General features: G+C 66.0%; 13 protein-coding genes. 1 reads left to right on the forward strand and 12 read right to left on the reverse strand.

Annotation, left to right across the window (positions count from 1 at the left end):
* Positions 1 to 53: 53 nt before the first annotated feature.
* The 12 genes from ACRC0P_RS11680 to ACRC0P_RS11735 all read right to left on the reverse strand — a co-directional run bounded on the left by ACRC0P_RS11680 (position 54) and on the right by ACRC0P_RS11735 (position 13,495).
* The gene (locus tag ACRC0P_RS11680) at positions 54 to 1,376 is read right to left on the reverse strand and encodes an adenylosuccinate synthase (protein ID WP_438631065.1); all 1,323 of its coding nucleotides are present in this window, start codon (positions 1,374 to 1,376) and stop codon (positions 54 to 56) included.
* 124 nt (positions 1,377 to 1,500) lie between these two features.
* Complete coding sequence (locus ACRC0P_RS11685) at positions 1,501 to 2,685, reverse strand: ATP phosphoribosyltransferase regulatory subunit (protein ID WP_438631067.1); 1,185 nt, start codon at positions 2,683 to 2,685, stop codon at positions 1,501 to 1,503.
* Between the two features lie 16 nt (positions 2,686 to 2,701).
* On the reverse strand, positions 2,702 to 2,902 hold the full coding sequence (locus ACRC0P_RS11690) for a DUF2065 domain-containing protein (protein WP_308364188.1): 201 nt from the start codon (positions 2,900 to 2,902) through the stop codon (positions 2,702 to 2,704).
* A gap of 211 nt (positions 2,903 to 3,113) precedes the next feature.
* Positions 3,114 to 3,986, reverse strand: coding sequence for a protease modulator HflC (gene hflC / locus ACRC0P_RS11695; RefSeq protein WP_438631069.1), 873 nt, complete (start codon positions 3,984 to 3,986; stop codon positions 3,114 to 3,116).
* A 12-nt stretch (positions 3,987 to 3,998) separates the two neighbouring features.
* Entirely contained in the window at positions 3,999 to 5,141 is a 1,143-nt protein-coding gene (gene hflK / locus ACRC0P_RS11700; protein WP_438631071.1) for an FtsH protease activity modulator HflK, read from the reverse strand.
* Positions 5,142 to 5,211: 70 nt separating this feature from the next.
* Complete coding sequence (gene hflX, locus ACRC0P_RS11705) at positions 5,212 to 6,516, reverse strand: ribosome rescue GTPase HflX (RefSeq protein WP_438631073.1); 1,305 nt, start codon at positions 6,514 to 6,516, stop codon at positions 5,212 to 5,214.
* A 119-nt stretch (positions 6,517 to 6,635) separates the two neighbouring features.
* Entirely contained in the window at positions 6,636 to 6,926 is a 291-nt protein-coding gene (hfq, locus tag ACRC0P_RS11710) for an RNA chaperone Hfq (protein ID WP_438631075.1), read from the reverse strand.
* A gap of 166 nt (positions 6,927 to 7,092) precedes the next feature.
* Positions 7,093 to 8,037, reverse strand: coding sequence for a tRNA (adenosine(37)-N6)-dimethylallyltransferase MiaA (miaA, locus tag ACRC0P_RS11715; protein ID WP_438631077.1), 945 nt, complete (start codon positions 8,035 to 8,037; stop codon positions 7,093 to 7,095).
* A gap of 141 nt (positions 8,038 to 8,178) precedes the next feature.
* Complete coding sequence (mutL, locus tag ACRC0P_RS11720) at positions 8,179 to 10,056, reverse strand: DNA mismatch repair endonuclease MutL (RefSeq protein WP_438631079.1); 1,878 nt, start codon at positions 10,054 to 10,056, stop codon at positions 8,179 to 8,181.
* Between the two features lie 121 nt (positions 10,057 to 10,177).
* On the reverse strand, positions 10,178 to 11,479 hold the full coding sequence (locus ACRC0P_RS11725) for an N-acetylmuramoyl-L-alanine amidase (protein ID WP_438631081.1): 1,302 nt from the start codon (positions 11,477 to 11,479) through the stop codon (positions 10,178 to 10,180).
* 34 nt (positions 11,480 to 11,513) lie between these two features.
* Positions 11,514 to 11,999 (reverse strand): tRNA (adenosine(37)-N6)-threonylcarbamoyltransferase complex ATPase subunit type 1 TsaE, encoded by a 486-nt coding sequence (tsaE, locus tag ACRC0P_RS11730; protein WP_438631083.1) that lies wholly within the window; start codon positions 11,997 to 11,999, stop codon positions 11,514 to 11,516.
* The gene (locus ACRC0P_RS11735; protein WP_438631085.1) at positions 11,999 to 13,495 is read right to left on the reverse strand and encodes an NAD(P)H-hydrate dehydratase; all 1,497 of its coding nucleotides are present in this window, start codon (positions 13,493 to 13,495) and stop codon (positions 11,999 to 12,001) included. The genes tsaE and ACRC0P_RS11735 overlap by 1 nt, the downstream gene beginning before the upstream one ends.
* Positions 13,496 to 13,563: 68 nt before the next feature.
* Between ACRC0P_RS11735 and queG the strand changes: the two genes are divergently transcribed.
* Complete coding sequence (gene queG, locus ACRC0P_RS11740) at positions 13,564 to 14,673, forward strand: tRNA epoxyqueuosine(34) reductase QueG (RefSeq protein ID WP_438631087.1); 1,110 nt, start codon at positions 13,564 to 13,566, stop codon at positions 14,671 to 14,673.
* Positions 14,674 to 14,732: the final 59 nt, after the last annotated feature.

Consider the following 14,732-nt stretch of genomic DNA (forward strand, 5'->3'; position numbering starts at 1 on the left):
GTGTGTTGTAAGGTACTAACTGCTGATATCAGCATTTAGTACCTTACACCACACTAGCGGCTGGGGTTATGGATGCCCATTTCACACAGCGCCGAGGACTCGCGCACGATGGTCTCGTTGCGGTCCGGGCCGGTGGAGATGATATCGATGGGCGCGCCCACCAGCTCTTCGATGCGGGCGATGTAGGCGCGCGCATTGTCCGGCAGGTCCGCCTCGCGGCGCACGCCGAAGGTGGTATCGGTCCAGCCCGGCAGTGACTCGTACACGGGCTCCACGCCCTCCCAACCGGCGGCGTCGAACGGAACCGGCACTTCCTCCCCGGCGCTGTTGCGGTAGCCGATACAGATTTTCACTTCTTCCAGGCCGTCCAGCACGTCCAGCTTGGTCAGGCACAGGCCGGAGATGCTGTTGATGCGGATCGCGTGGCGCACGGCGATGGCGTCGAACCAGCCGGTGCGGCGCTGGCGGCCGGTGGTGGCGCCGAACTCGTGGCCCTTTTCGCCCAGGTGGCGGCCCACGTCACAGCCCAGCTCGGTGGGGAACGGTCCGCCGCCCACGCGGGTGGTATAGGCCTTGGTGATCCCCAGCACATAGTCCAGGTACAGGGGGCCGAAGCCGGAACCGGTGGCAGTGCCGCCGGCGGTGGTGTTGGAGGAGGTCACAAACGGGTAGGTGCCGTGGTCGATGTCCAGCAGGGAACCCTGGGCGCCCTCGAACAGGATATGTTCGCCGCGCTCGCGGGCGCAGTGCAGCATGTCCGCCACATCGGAGATCATCGGCACCAGTTGCTCGCGCCACACCGCGGCCTCGGCGACCATGGTGTCGTAGTCCACCGGGTCAACTTTGTAGTATTGGGTGAGGGAGAAGTTGTGGTATTCGAGCAGCTCCTTCAGCTGTTCGCAGAAGTTGCTCCAGTTGCACAGGTCCCCGAGGCGCAGGCCGCGGCGGGCCACCTTGTCCTCGTAGGCGGGGCCTATGCCGCGGCCGGTGGTGCCGATGGCCTTGCAGCCGCGGGCCTTTTCCCGCGCCCGATCCAGGGCCACGTGCACCGGCAGGATCAACGGGCAGGCCGGGGATAGGCGCAGGCGTTCGCGCACCGGCACGCCCCTGGCTTCCAGCTCGGTCATTTCCGCAATCAGGGCCTCCGGGGAGAGCACCACCCCGTTGCCGATCAGGCAGGTGACGCCGGGGCGCAGCACGCCGGACGGAATCAGGTGCAGCACGGTTTTCTCGCCGTCGATCACCAGGGTGTGGCCGGCGTTGTGGCCGCCCTGAAAACGCACCACCAGTGCCACCTTTTCCGTCAGCAGGTCGACGATCTTGCCCTTGCCCTCATCGCCCCACTGAGTGCCCAGCACCACTACATTCTTGCCCATTTACGTCAGTCTCTAACTCAAAAGTTTTCTGTAGGAGCGGGCCATGCCCGCGATCGGGTACCGTGGCGCCATCGATCGCGGGCGTGGCCCGCTCCTACACGTTCAATCAATCCTAATCCGGGCGTCAGCCGCGCGGCTTCACCACCCAGTCGCCATTTTCCAGTACCAGCTCGCGGTCGCAGCGGGCGAGCAGCTCGCCCTCGGCCCCGTCCGGCAGCGCACCGATTACCACCTCCCCCTGCCGGCGCAGTTTTTCCACCGCGCACCACAGAGCCTCGCCGTCACCCGCCGGCGCCAGGATGGCTCCGGCCTGGGGTTCCGGCTCCCTGCCCAGGGTGTTGAGCGCCACCAGGTCGGTACTGAACCCGGTGGCCGCCCGCTCGCGGCCGAACACCGCGCCGATGCCATTGTAGCGGCCGCCATTGGCCAGCGCCTGGCCGTGGCCTGGTGTGTAGGCGGCGAACACCAATCCGGTCTCGTAGTCGTAGCCGCGCACTTCGCTCAGGTCGAAAAACAGTTCCACCGCGGGGTAGCGCTGGGCCAGGGAGTCGGCGACGCGCTGCAGATCCGCCAGCGCCTGGCCGAGGGGCGCCGGGGCGCCGCCGAAGAGGTCCCGCGCGTGGGCCAGGCATTCGCGGCCGCCGGCCAGCCTCGGCAGTTCGCGCAGCCAGACCGCCGCGCGGGGCTCGCTGACATTGTCCGCCACCCAGCGCTGGATATCGGCGCTGGCCTTGCTCTGCAACAGGGCGAAGAGTTCCCGCCACTGCTCGTCGTCCAGGCCCGCCACCTGCGCCAGACTGCGGTAGATGGCCACATGGCCGAGGTCCAGGTGAATCTGCTGCACACCGGCGGCGAGCAGGCTCTCCAGCATCAGGGAGATGACTTCGAGGTCCGCCCCCAGGCTCTCCACACCGTAGAGTTCCGCTCCGATCTGGATGGGCGCGCGCGAGCCCATCGGGGTGCGCGGACGGGTGTGCAGTACCTGCCCGGCGTAGCAGAGCCGGTTGGCGCCGGCGCGGGGGAAGCTGTGAGCGTCGATGCGCGCGGCCTGGGGGGTGATATCCGCGCGGATGCCGAGAGTGCGTCCGGACAACTGGTCGGTGACCTTGAAGGTGCTGAGTTCAAGTTCGCGGCCCATGCCGACCAGCAGGGAATCGGTGAACTCCACCATGGGCGGAATGACCAGTTCGTAGCCCCAGCTGTGGTAGAGGTCCAGCAGGCGGCGGCGCAGGGTTTCTATCTGCACGGCATCGGCGGGGAGGATTTCCGCGATGCCATCCGGCAGCATCCAGCGATCGGCTCGGGTCATAGTGAAAAAGCTGTCATCAACGCAGTAAGTAGAGGAGGGCCAGGCCGGCCAGCATGCAGACCAGCCCCGCGGTGCGCAGGCTGCGGTTGTCCACAGTCGCCAACCGCTGCACCAACCGGCGCCAGCGCTCGGGATAGAGGAAGGGCAGCAGCCCCTCGATTATCAGCAGCAGGCAAAACGCCCGCGCCAGTTCTTCCCACACGGTCTCGTCCCACACACAAAAGCGCCGGGGGCACTGGGTGGGGGCCATGCATGGATGGCCCACATTAAAAAACCGGGCGGCGGCCCGGTTTGCGTGATTTTACCATCAAGTGTCTGCGGGGAGGTAGGGGTTTTGGCCCGCGCCCGCTTGCGAGGGGGACGGCGGGCCTGCGGCCCGCGGGCGGAGCTGGAGCTCCGCGGTCCCGGGTCCCGGTCCCGGTAAAAAGTTACCTGCCCTCCGGGTCCTTCAGGTAGCGGAAGAAGTCGCTCTCCGGGTCCACCAGCAGCATGTCCGACTTGTCGTTGAAGGACGACTTGTAGGCATGAAGGCTGCGGGTGAAGCGGTAGAACTCCGGGTTCTTGTTGAAGGCTCCCGCATAGATGGCCGCAGCCTCGGCGTCGCCGGCACCGCGGATCTCCTCCGACTGGCGGTAGGCCTCGGCCTGGATCACCACCTTCTGGCGGTCGGCGTCGGCGCGGATGCGCTCGCTGGCCTCCTCACCCTTGGCGCGGTGGTCGCGGGCCTCCAGTTCACGCCCGGCGCGCATGCGCTGGAACACCGACTCGGACACTTCCGGCGGCAGGTCGATGCGCTTGACCCGCACGTCGATCACCTCCACCCCCAGGCTCGTCCGCGCCACCTGGTTGAGGTTTTTGGTGATATTCGCCATCAGTTGGTCCCGCTGGCCGCTGACCACCTCGTGCAGGTCGCGCACGCCGAACTGGTTGCGCAGGCGGTCGTTGACCTGCTCCGCCAGCAGACGAACAGCGTTGCGCTGATCGCCACGGGTGGCGACGTAGAAGCGCGCCACGTCGGAGATCCGGTACTTGGCGTAGGAATCCACCATCATGAACTTGTTTTCGCTGTTCAGCATGCGCACCGGACTGGAGTCCACCGTCTGGATACGCGCGTCGAACTTGCGCAGCTCGTGCACCAGCGGAAGCTTAAAGTAGAGCCCGGGTTCGTAGTCGGTGCGGACCAACTCCCCAAACCTCAGCAGCACCGCCTTTTCGGTTTCCTTGACCACAAAGGCGCTGGAGGAGATCGCCAGCACCGCGAGCAGCAGCGCGGCGACAATAACCAGTGTTCTGTTGTTCATTCCCTCACCCCCTTAGCGGACATTCTGGCTGCGGCGGCTGTTGGCGGCCTCGGTGCGCAGGCGGTCGACCACCCGCTGGTAGATCTCGTCGATCACTACCGGTGATACTTCCCTGCTCTGCACCGCCCGGGCGCCGCTCTCCCGGCCCAACTTATCCAGGGGCAGGTACATCATGTTGTTACCCCCCTCCACGTCCACCATCACTTTCGACGCACTGGACATCACCTGCTGCACCGCGTCCAGATACAGGCGCTCGCGGGTGACCTGGGGGGCGCGCTCGTATTCGGCGAGCAGCTTCTCGAAGCGTACCGCTTCACCGCGCGCACTCTCCACCACGCGGGATTTGTACGCCTCGGCCTCTTCGATGATCCGCTGCGCCCGACCGCGCGCCACCGGGATCACCTGGTTGGCGTAGGCCTGGGCTTCGTTCTGCAGGCGCACCTCGTCCTCCCGCGCCTTGGTGACGTCGTCGAAGGCATCCTGTACTTCCCGCGGCGCCTTGGCGTCGGTGAGGTTGACCACGTCGATTTTGATACCGGTCTGGTAGAGATCCAGGTAATCCTGCAGGCGCTCCTGGGTGTCGGCGGATACCTCGGTACGTTTCTGGGAAATGACCCCGTTGAGGCTGGTGGAGCCCACCACGTGGCGCAGGGCGCTGTCGGTGGCCTCCTGCAGGCTCTTCAGCGGGTCGCGCACGCGCAGCACGTAGGCCTCCCCGTTGTCGACATGCCACTGCACCTGGAGCACTACGTCGACGATATTGGCATCCTCGGTGAGCATCTGCCCGGTGGTGCGCTCGGTGCGCACCTCGGTCATATTCACTTTGGTGACGCTGTCGACCAGCGGCGGGTTCCAGTGCAGGCCGGCGGTCTCGGTGGTGTGGTACTTGCCCAGGCGCAGTACCACCGCGGCCTCGTTGGCGTTGACCTGGTAGAAGCCCAACAGACCGTAGAGGACCGCCACCACGATAACCACCAGTGCCCAGGGAAATTTGCCCTGGCCGCCACCGGCCGGGCCGGAGCCGCCGCCAAACAGGCCGTTCAGTTTCTGCTGCAGCTTGCGCAGCAGCTCGTCCAGATCCGGCGGACCACCGCCATTGCGGTTGCCACCGCCCCAGGGATCCTTGTTGTTACCACCCGGTTCGTTCCAGGCCATTTAGATACTCCAACTCTGATCGTTAACCTTTATCGCTCGAGGCGAGATTCTAGCATTGTTCAGCACAGAATCACGGCCGCTCCTCGGGCTGCCAGCGCGGCCCGTCGTCCCCGCCGCCATAGGGCGCCAGCAGACGCTGCAGGTCGCTGCGGGGCAACAACAGTTGCAACTCGCAGTCGCCGTTGTCGCGGAAGTGCTCATTCTGCACCGCGTTGATCTCATACAGCTGGGCCCGCAGGCGCGACTGCTGCGGGCCAGTCACCAACAGCCCGCTCACCATCTGCTCGCCCAGGCGCTCGGCGACGGCCTCGATCAGGAGGTCGCAGCCCGCACCGCTGGCGGCGGACAGCCACACCGCGCGCGGCACTCCGCGGTCGTCACGCTCAATGCGCGGCTCACTGTCTTCGAGCAGATCAATTTTGTTATACACCACCAGTTGCGGCAGGTCGCCGGCGTCGATTTCCGCCAGCACACTCTGCACCTCTTCCATCAGGTGCAGGCGGTCCTCCGCCGAGGCGTCCACCACGTGCAGCAGCAGGGTCGCACTGGCGGCCTCCTCCAGGGTGGCCCGGAACGCCTGCACCAGGCGGTGCGGCAGGTGGGAAACGAAGCCCACGGTGTCCGCCAGGATCATCGCGCCGACACTGGGCAGCTCCACCCGGCGCATGGTGGGGTCCAGGGTGGCGAAGAGCTGGTCGCGCACATAGACGTCCGCGTCGGTGAGGCGGTTGAACAGGGTGGACTTGCCGGCGTTGGTATAGCCCACCAGGGAGACGGTGGCCACCTCGGCGCGGGAGCGGGCGCGGCGGCCCTGCTCGCGCTGGCGGCGCACCTTTTCCAGTTTTTTCTCGATGGAGTCGATGCGCGCGCGCAGCAGGCGGCGGTCGGTTTCCAGTTGGGTCTCGCCGGGACCGCGAAGGCCGATACCGCCCTTCTGCCGCTCCAGGTGGGTCCAGCCGCGCACCAGGCGGGTGGCCATATGGCGCAGCTGCGCCAGCTCCACCTGCAGCTTGCCCTCGTGGGTGCGGGCGCGCTGGGCGAAGATATCCAGAATCAGCCCGGTGCGGTCCAGCACCCGGCAGCGCAGCTCTCTTTCGAGATTGCGTTCCTGGCTGGGGGACAGGCTGTGGTCGAAGATCACCAGTTCAGCGCCGTGCTCCTCTACCGCCCCCTGGATTTCCTCCAGCTTGCCGCGGCCGACAAAAGACTTGGGGTCCGGCGCAGAGCGCTGGCCGAAGATAAAGGCCACGGGATCGGCACCGGCGGAAAGGGCCAGCTCCTCGAATTCACGCGGATCGTCTGGGCTGTCGACAGCGGACAGCTCCAGATGCACCAGCACCGCGAGCTCTCCGGATTCCGGTCGGTCAAAAAACAAAGGTAACTCTCGTTTCAGAAGACGGCGTTTCAGAAGGCGGGAGGCAGGGGACAGCAGACAGAGGCCCATTGGGCCTCTGTCTGCCGTCCCCCAGCCGGGAGGTGTCGGTTTGGATGGGATCAGCCGAAAGTTTCCCGCTCGCCACCTTCCCCCTGGCCCTCCGCGCCGGCCCCCTGCTGCGCCGCCGGGTTGAGCAGCGGCACGCGCACCGCACGGGACGGAACTATAGTGGAAATGGCGTGTTTGTATACCATTTGGCTGACGGTGTTTTTCAGCAGAACCACAAACTGATCAAAAGATTCTATTTGCCCCTGAAGCTTGATGCCGTTAACCAGGTAGATAGAAACCGGGATGCGCTCTTTGCGCAGTACGTTAAGGTAAGGGTCTTGTAAGCTGTGCCCTTTTGACATCTTTTTTCTCCTTGTCAAGATAAAGCGCGTTGTGCAGTCAATAACCGTGCCCGCGAAAAGCCGCGAGCCAAGCAGATTGGTTGAATGCGTACAAAAAAAGAGCCGGAAATTGCCGGACTCGTGAAAAACTGACTGAGTAGGTCTCGCCCACAGACGTTATGGCTGCTCAGGCGAGAAATTTCAAGGCTTCCGCCAATATTTCGTCATTTTCGCGCACCCGGCCCCCGGGCTCCTGCGCGTAAACACCCGCCAGGTCCGGCCAGCGGCGCAGCCAGGTCAGCTGCCGCTTGGCCAGTTGGCGGGTGGCGGCAATTCCCGCCTCCACCATCTCGTCGTAGCTGATTTCACCCTCCAGGTACTGCCACACCTGGCGGTACCCCACCGCGCGGATTGCGGGCAGGTCCGGATGCAGATCGCCACGGTCGCGGAGCGCCGCCACCTCCTCCACCAGCCCCTTTTCCAGCATGCGCCGGAAGCGCCCGGCGATGCGTTCGTGCAGCAGGGCCCGGTCCCGGGGCAGCAGGGCCAACTGTCTCAACCGGTAGTGCCCGGCCACCGAATCCCGATGCTGTTCGCGGCGCAGTTGCGATAGGGGTCTGCCGGTCAGCCGGTAGACTTCCAGGCCGCGCTCGATACGCACCGAATGGTTGGGGTGCAGTTCCGCTGCCAGTTCCGGGTCCACCTGCGCCAACTCCCGGTGCAGCGCGGGCCAACCCTCCTTCGCCGCGCGCGCCTCGATTTCCGCTCGCACCGCGGGATCGGCCGTGGGCAACTCTGCCATACCGTGCAATAGAGCGCGAAAATACAGCATGGTTCCCCCCACCAACAGTGGAATCTTTCCCGCCGCCGCAATTTCCGCCATGGCCGCCAGCGCGTCCTCGCGGAAGCGGCCGGCGGAATAGGCCTCACCGGGATCGCAGATATCGATCAGCCGGTGGGGATGGCGCGCCAGCTCTTCCGCTGAAGGCTTGGCCGCGCCGATATCCAGCCCGCGGTAGACCTGCGCCGAGTCCACACTGATCAGCTCCACCGGCAGGTGCTCGGCGAGCGCCATGGCCAGGCCGGTCTTGCCGGAGGCCGTAGGCCCCATCAGGAAAATGGCCTGCGGCATTCCGCATTCCTCACTCCGCATTCATCATTCCGCATTCCGCATTCCGCATTCCGCATTATTCACTGCCCCCTCATGAACCACTTATCCATATCCGCCAGCTTCACCTGGGTGGAGGCGCGGGGCGGCCAACTTACGTTCATCCTATTGCCCCCTCATGAACCACTTATCCATATCCGCCAGCTTCACCTGGGTCCAGGTGGGCCGGCCGTGGTTACACTGGCCGCTGCGCTCGGTACGCTCCATATCCCGCAACAGGGCGTTCATCTCCGGCACGGTCAGGCGGCGATTGGCACGCACCGAGCCGTGGCAGGCCATGGTGGACAGTATCTCGTTGATGCGCTCGCCGATGCGGTCGCTGCCGCCCTGGGCCAACAAGTCCGAGAGCACATCGCGCACCAGCTGTTCCACCGGCGCCCCGTGCAGCAGCGCCGGAACCTGGCGCACCAGAAGAGTTTCCGGTCCCGCCCGCTGCAACACGAAGCCCAGGGCGGTGAACACTTCGGAGCGCTCCTCGAAACAGTCCGCTTCGCGCTGGCTCACCGCGAGACTCACCGGCACCAGCAGCGGCTGCGCGCGAACGCCGCCGGCGGCGTGGGCGGCCTTCATCTGTTCGTAGACGATGCGCTCGTGGGCCGCGTGCATATCCACCACAATCAGGCCCTGTTCGTTCTGGGCCAGGATGTAGATGCCGTGGAGCTGGGCCAGGGCGTAGCCGAGGGGCGGCGTTTCCTCTTCGCCGGTTTCAGGTGGGAGCGCGGAGCTGCCCGGGACCGCCGAGCTCCAGCTCGGCACGCGCTGCGCAGCAGCGCCCGATTGCGAGGAGGCCGGAGGTGCAGCTTCGGCCACGCCGTTGTATGGCTGATGCAGAGTGCCGTAATTCTGCATCTGCTGCTGCAGATCCCCCGGCGAAGGCCGGGAAGGCAGCGGCATTTTCTGCTGGCCGGCGAATTCGCCGGCGGCGATACCGCTGACGGTTTCGATTTCCGGCTGTTCGCGCTCCTCCCGTTGCCCGGGCCTGACATCCGCCAACGCCCGGTGCAGGGAACCGAACAGGAAGTCGTGCACCAGCCGGCTGTCGCGGAAGCGCACCTCGTGCTTGGTGGGGTGCACATTCACGTCCACCGAGGCCGGGTCCAGCTCCAGGTAGAGCACGAACGCCGGGTGGCGGCCGTGGTAGAGTACATCGGCGAAGGCGCGGCGCACCGCGTGGCTCACCACCTTGTCGCGGATGGCGCGGCCGTTGACGTAGAAGAACTGCAGGTCCGCCTGGGAGCGGGAGAAGGCCGGTTCCGCCACCCAGCCCCACAGGCGCAGGCCGCTGCGCTCCACCTCGATATGCAGCGCGTTCTGCATAAACGCCGGGCCGCACAGCTGCGCCACGCGCCGCTCCATCTCCACCCGCCCGCTGCCGGCGCGCAGATTGTGCACACCTTTGCCGTTGTGGCGCAGGCTGATGGACACGTCGAAACGGGACAGGGCCAGGCGTTTGACGGTGTCGTCGACGCGGTTGAATTCGGTTTTCTCGGTGCGCAGGAACTTGCGCCGCGCCGGGGTATTGAAGAAGAGGTCGCGCACATCCACGGTGGTGCCCCGAGGGTGCGCCGCCGGGGCCAGCTGCGCCTGCATCTCGCGGCCCTCCGCGCTGACCTGCCAGCCCTTTCCGGATTCGTCGCGGCTGCTGGTCAGCTGCAGGCGCGCCACCGAGGAAATACTGGCCAGCGCCTCACCGCGAAAACCCAGAGAGGCCACCGACTCCAGATCCTCCAGTGCGTGGATCTTGGAGGTGGCGTGGCGAGCCAGGGCCAAAGGCAGGTCTTCCTTGTCGATGCCCTTGCCGTTGTCGCGAATCCGGATGCGCTTGATACCGCCGCTGTCGATATCCACTTCCAGCCGCGTGGCGCCGGCGTCGAGACTGTTTTCCAGCAGCTCCTTGATTACTGACGCAGGTCGCTCCACCACTTCGCCGGCGGCGATCTGGTTGGCGAGACGAGGGGATAATTGCCGGATTTTGTCGGACATAAAAATTACAAACAAGTTTAGCGGGAACTGCCCCTGTAGGAGCGGGCCATGCCCGCGATCAAACTCTGTTCGGGGGCTGGGCCCGCTCCTACGGCATTTTTCGTATTCAGAGGCCAACCCTTCAGCCGGAAGGGATGGCCAGGGTCTGCCCCACACGGATCACCGTGCTGTCTATGCCGTTGGCCTCTTTCAGCGAGCCGACGGAGACATTGTACCGCGCGGCGATGCTGGAGAGGGTCTCGCCGCGAGCGATAGTGTGGCGGCGATCCACCTTGTCGCGGTTGGCGGACAGCCAGCTGCCAGCCGGCGGGCGGGCGGTGAAGTGCGCCACTATACCCTCGCTGAGTTTTTCCGCCAGCCGGCGCTGGAAATTCGGGTCGCGCAGGCGCCGCGCTTCCTGGGGGTTGGTAATGAAGCCGGTCTCCACCAGGATCGAGGGCACGTCCGGCGAGCGCAGAACGGAGAAGTTGGCCTGTTCCACCCGCTTCTTGTGCAGATGGGTGAAGCCGCCGATGGCGCCGAGCACGCTGGCGCCAATATCCAGACTGGCGTTCATGGTGGCGGTCATCGACAGGTCGAGCAGCACTCCGGCCAGGGTGTCGTCCTTGTCGCCCAGGCTCAGGCTGCCGGCTCCCCCGATCAGATCGGATTCGTTCTCCCGCTGGGCCAGGAAGCGCGCTGTCTCACTGGTGGCGCCGCGGGAGGACACCGCGTAGACGCCGGCACCACGGGCATTCTTGTTGTGGAAGGCGTCCGCGTGAATGGAGACAAACAGGTCGGCGCGCAACTGGCGACCCTTCTTCACCCGCTCGCGCAGCGGAATATAGTAGTCGCCAGTGCGCACCAGCTTGGCGGAGAAGCCGCGTTTTTGACCGATGCTTTTGTGCAGCGCCTTGCTGATCGCCAGCACCACATCCTTCTCGCGCAGGCCGCCGGGGCCCAGCGCTCCCGGGTCCTCGCCGCCGTGGCCGGCGTCGATGGCGATCACGATATCCCGCTCCCGGCTCACCTGCTGCAGGGTCTTTTCCTCGCTCCGCACCTGGTCGTAGAGATCGATCACCAGCCGGTCCGGCAACTGCTCGTGGCGGCGCAGGGCAAAGCTGCGCGGCTTGACCTGCTGCTTGAGGTCCAATACCACCCGCAGGTCTTTTTTGTTGTGGCGGCCGTGGCGCAGGCGCTCGATGGGGGTGTCTTCCAGTTGCAGTTCGTCCAGCTGCGCGCCCAGGTTGGTGTCCTCCACATCGATCACCACCCGGTGGGGCCCGCTCAGGGTGAACAGCTTGTGTTCCGCGGGCCCGCTCAGGTCGAACACCAGGCGCGTGTGATCCGGCGCGCGCCACAGGCGAACCCCATCCACTTCCGTCGCGGCCTGCGCCGCGACGGAAACAAAGCAAAACAATCCGAAAGTTAACGCCCTGATCATTATTCCGCTATTCCGTGGCTATTTCCCGGTTCTTTTATAGCAGTTTCTGCGCAGCCGTCAGCGCGGCCGAACCGGCATCCGACTGCGCCCGTACATGTAGCTGCCGACCGCGGCCGGCCACCTCCAATTCCGCCAGCAGGTCCGCGTCCGGCAGCACACCGGCGCCGCGCTCCGGCCACTCCACCAGGCTCAGGCTGTGCGGGGTGAAGTAGTCCCGCACCCCCATAAACTCCAGCTCTTCGGCGTCCCCCAGGCGGTACAGGTCGAAGTGGAAGACCCGCTGCGCACCCAGCTCGTAGGGCTCCACCAGGGTGTAGGTAGGGCTCTTGACCGCGCCCCGATGGCCGAAGGCGCGCAGCACTCCGCGGCAGAAAGTGGTTTTGCCGGCACCCAGTTGCCCGCGCAGAAATACCACCAGGCCTTCGCGCAGACCGGTGGCCAGGCAGGCGCGGCCCAGGGATTCTCCCGCGGCCACGGTGGCCTCTTCGTCCTCAAGCCGCAAATTCAGTTCCACTGCCATCAATCCACCAGCCGCCGCACCCAGGGCAACAGGTCGGTGGCCAGCAGGCCGCGCTGACCGTCTTCCGCCGCGCGGTTGCCCGCCTCGCCGTGCAGCCATACCGCCAGCCGCGCCGCCTCGACGATGTCCATTCCCTGGCCGATCAGCGCGGCGACGACGCCAGTGAGCAGATCGCCCATACCGCCGGAGGCCATGCCCGGGTTGCCGCTGTTGATCAGGTCCACGCCGCCGGCGTGGGCAATCAGGGTGCCGGCTCCCTTTAGTATCACCACGCCGCTGAATTTCTGCTGAATTGCAATCGCCGCCGCGCGGGGGTCGGCGAGGACTTCAGCCGTATCGCAATCCAGCAGCCGCGCGGCCTCGCCCACGTGAGGGGTGAGCACCCAGTCGTCCCGCTTCAGGCCCGCCAGCACCCTGCCGCCGGCGAGAATATTCAATGCATCCGCATCCAGCACCATGGGCGCCTGCGCGCGCCCGGCGCGAGCCAGCAATTGCTCTCCCCAGGGCGCGCGGCCGAGGCCGGGGCCCACGGCTATCACGTCGGGGGATTCCAGCAGCGGCTCCAGTTCCTGGCCGGAGATCACCGGGTGGACCATCACTTCCGGGCAGCGGGTGAGGGCCGCGGCCAGATGCTCCGGCCGGGTGGCCAGGGTGATGAGGCCTGCGCCGGCGCGCGCCGCCGACTCCGCCGCCATCAGCGCGGCGCCGCCGAAGCCGTTGTCGCCGCCGACGACCAGAATGTGGCCGAACTGGTTTTTGTAGCTGTTCGCGGCGCGCCGCGGCAGCCGCACCAGGCTGTCGCTGTCGTAGCGCCGGGCCAGGGGCTGCAAATCGCCGTACACACTGTCCGGCGCGCCCAGGCTCTCGAATACCACCTCGCCGCAGAGCGCGGGGCCGCGACCACAGTGGAGACCAAACTTGCGGCCGATAAAGGTGACGGTGGCATCCGCGCGCACCGCCTGCTCCGCGCTGCCGGTATCGGCGCTGAGACCGGAGGGGATATCCACCGCCAGCACCGGGCCTGCGGCGCGGTTGATCCGCTCCACCGCAGCGGCGACATTCTCGCGCAGCGGTCCCTGGAAGCCGGTGCCCAACAGCGCGTCCACGGTGACGGTATCGCCGTCGTCCGCATCCATTTCCAGCGGGGAGGTCACGATATGCGCGCCCTCGCGTCCGGCGAAGCGGCAGGCCTCCAGCGCATCGCCTTTCAACTGGTCCGGCGCCACACAGGCGTAAACGGTCACCGGTATCTGCTTCTGTGCCGCCAGCGCGGCGATCACATAGCCATCGCCGCCGTTGTTGCCGCCGCCGCAGAAGACCTGCAGCCGCTTGGCTTCCGGCCAGCGCCGCTGAAGCTCGGCAAAGGCCGCGCGGCCGGCGCGCTTCATCAGCGCGATGGAGGGAATGTCCAGCGCCACCATCGCCCGGCGGTCGAGCGCCCGCACCGATTCTGCGCTGTACAGGGGTTGTGGCAGGGCGGAGGGCTGGATGTGCATGGGGCTCCCGATACGGTTAAAAAGTAATCTGTGGCAAAATAGGCGGAATTATATCATCCGAACACTCGATGAAAGTTCCCCCGCTCGCCGAACTGGCGGCCCGGATCAAGGTCTGGGGCCGCGAGTTGGGTTTCCAACAGATCGGCATCACCGACTGCCACCTGGAGCGGCACGGCGAGCGCCTGCGCGAGTGGCTGGCGAAGGGCTATAACGGCGATATGGAGTGGATGGGCGCCCACGGCGAAAAGCGCTGGCGGCCGGAGCTGCTGCACCCGGGCACCCTGCGCGCGATCAGCGCGCGGCTCGACTACCTGCCCCCGGATACCCAGCCGGTGCGGGTTCTGAAGGATTCCAGCAAGGCCTACGTGTCCCGCTACGCCACCGGGCGGGACTACCACAAGCTGATCCGCAAGCGCCTCGCGCAACTGGCGCAGAAAATCGACGCCTGGTGCGAGGAACACGGCATCAAATCCTCCGGCCGCGCCTTCACCGACAGCGCCCCGGTGATGGAGCGCGCGCTGGCGGAAAAAGCGGGGCTGGGCTGGATCGGCAAGAACTGCATGGTGATCAACTCCGGCGCCGGCTCCTGGTTTTTCCTCGGCGAGATCTACACCAACCTGGCGCTGCCCGTGGACGGGAGCGAGGAGCCGAACCAGTGCGGCGACTGCACCGCCTGCCTCAAGGTCTGCCCCACCGACGCCTTTGTCGGCCCCTACCAGCTGGATGCGCGCCGCTGCATTTCCTATCTCACCATTGAGAACAAGGGCGCGATTCCCGAGGAATTCCGCGAGCCCATGGGCAACCGGGTCTTCGGCTGCGACGACTGCCAGATCATCTGCCCCTGGAACAAGTTCGCCAAACCCACCGCCGAGGGTGATTTCCACCCTCGCCACGGCCTGGACGACGGCGATTTGCTGCAATTATTCCGCTGGAGCGAGGAGGAGTTCCTGCGCAGGACCGAGGGCTCGGCGATAAGGCGTATCGGCTACGAGCGCTGGCGGCGCAACCTGGCGGTGGCGCTGGGTAATGGTGAAGCGACTGCGGAGGTGATTGCGGAACTGGAGAATGCGCTGCTGGGGGCGACACCGCTGGTGGCGGAGCATATCCAATGGGCGCTGGAGCGGCTGCGCAGCGGACGGCGGCGCAGGCGCAAGGTGAGGCGAGTGATTAGTGGTTAGTGTAGGAGCGGCCCATGGCCGCGATCGGCATTGCTTCGTAGCTCCTCCGATCGCGGCCA

Source organism: Microbulbifer sp., from assembly GCF_051659245.1.
Classification (GTDB): domain Bacteria; phylum Pseudomonadota; class Gammaproteobacteria; order Pseudomonadales; family Cellvibrionaceae; genus Microbulbifer.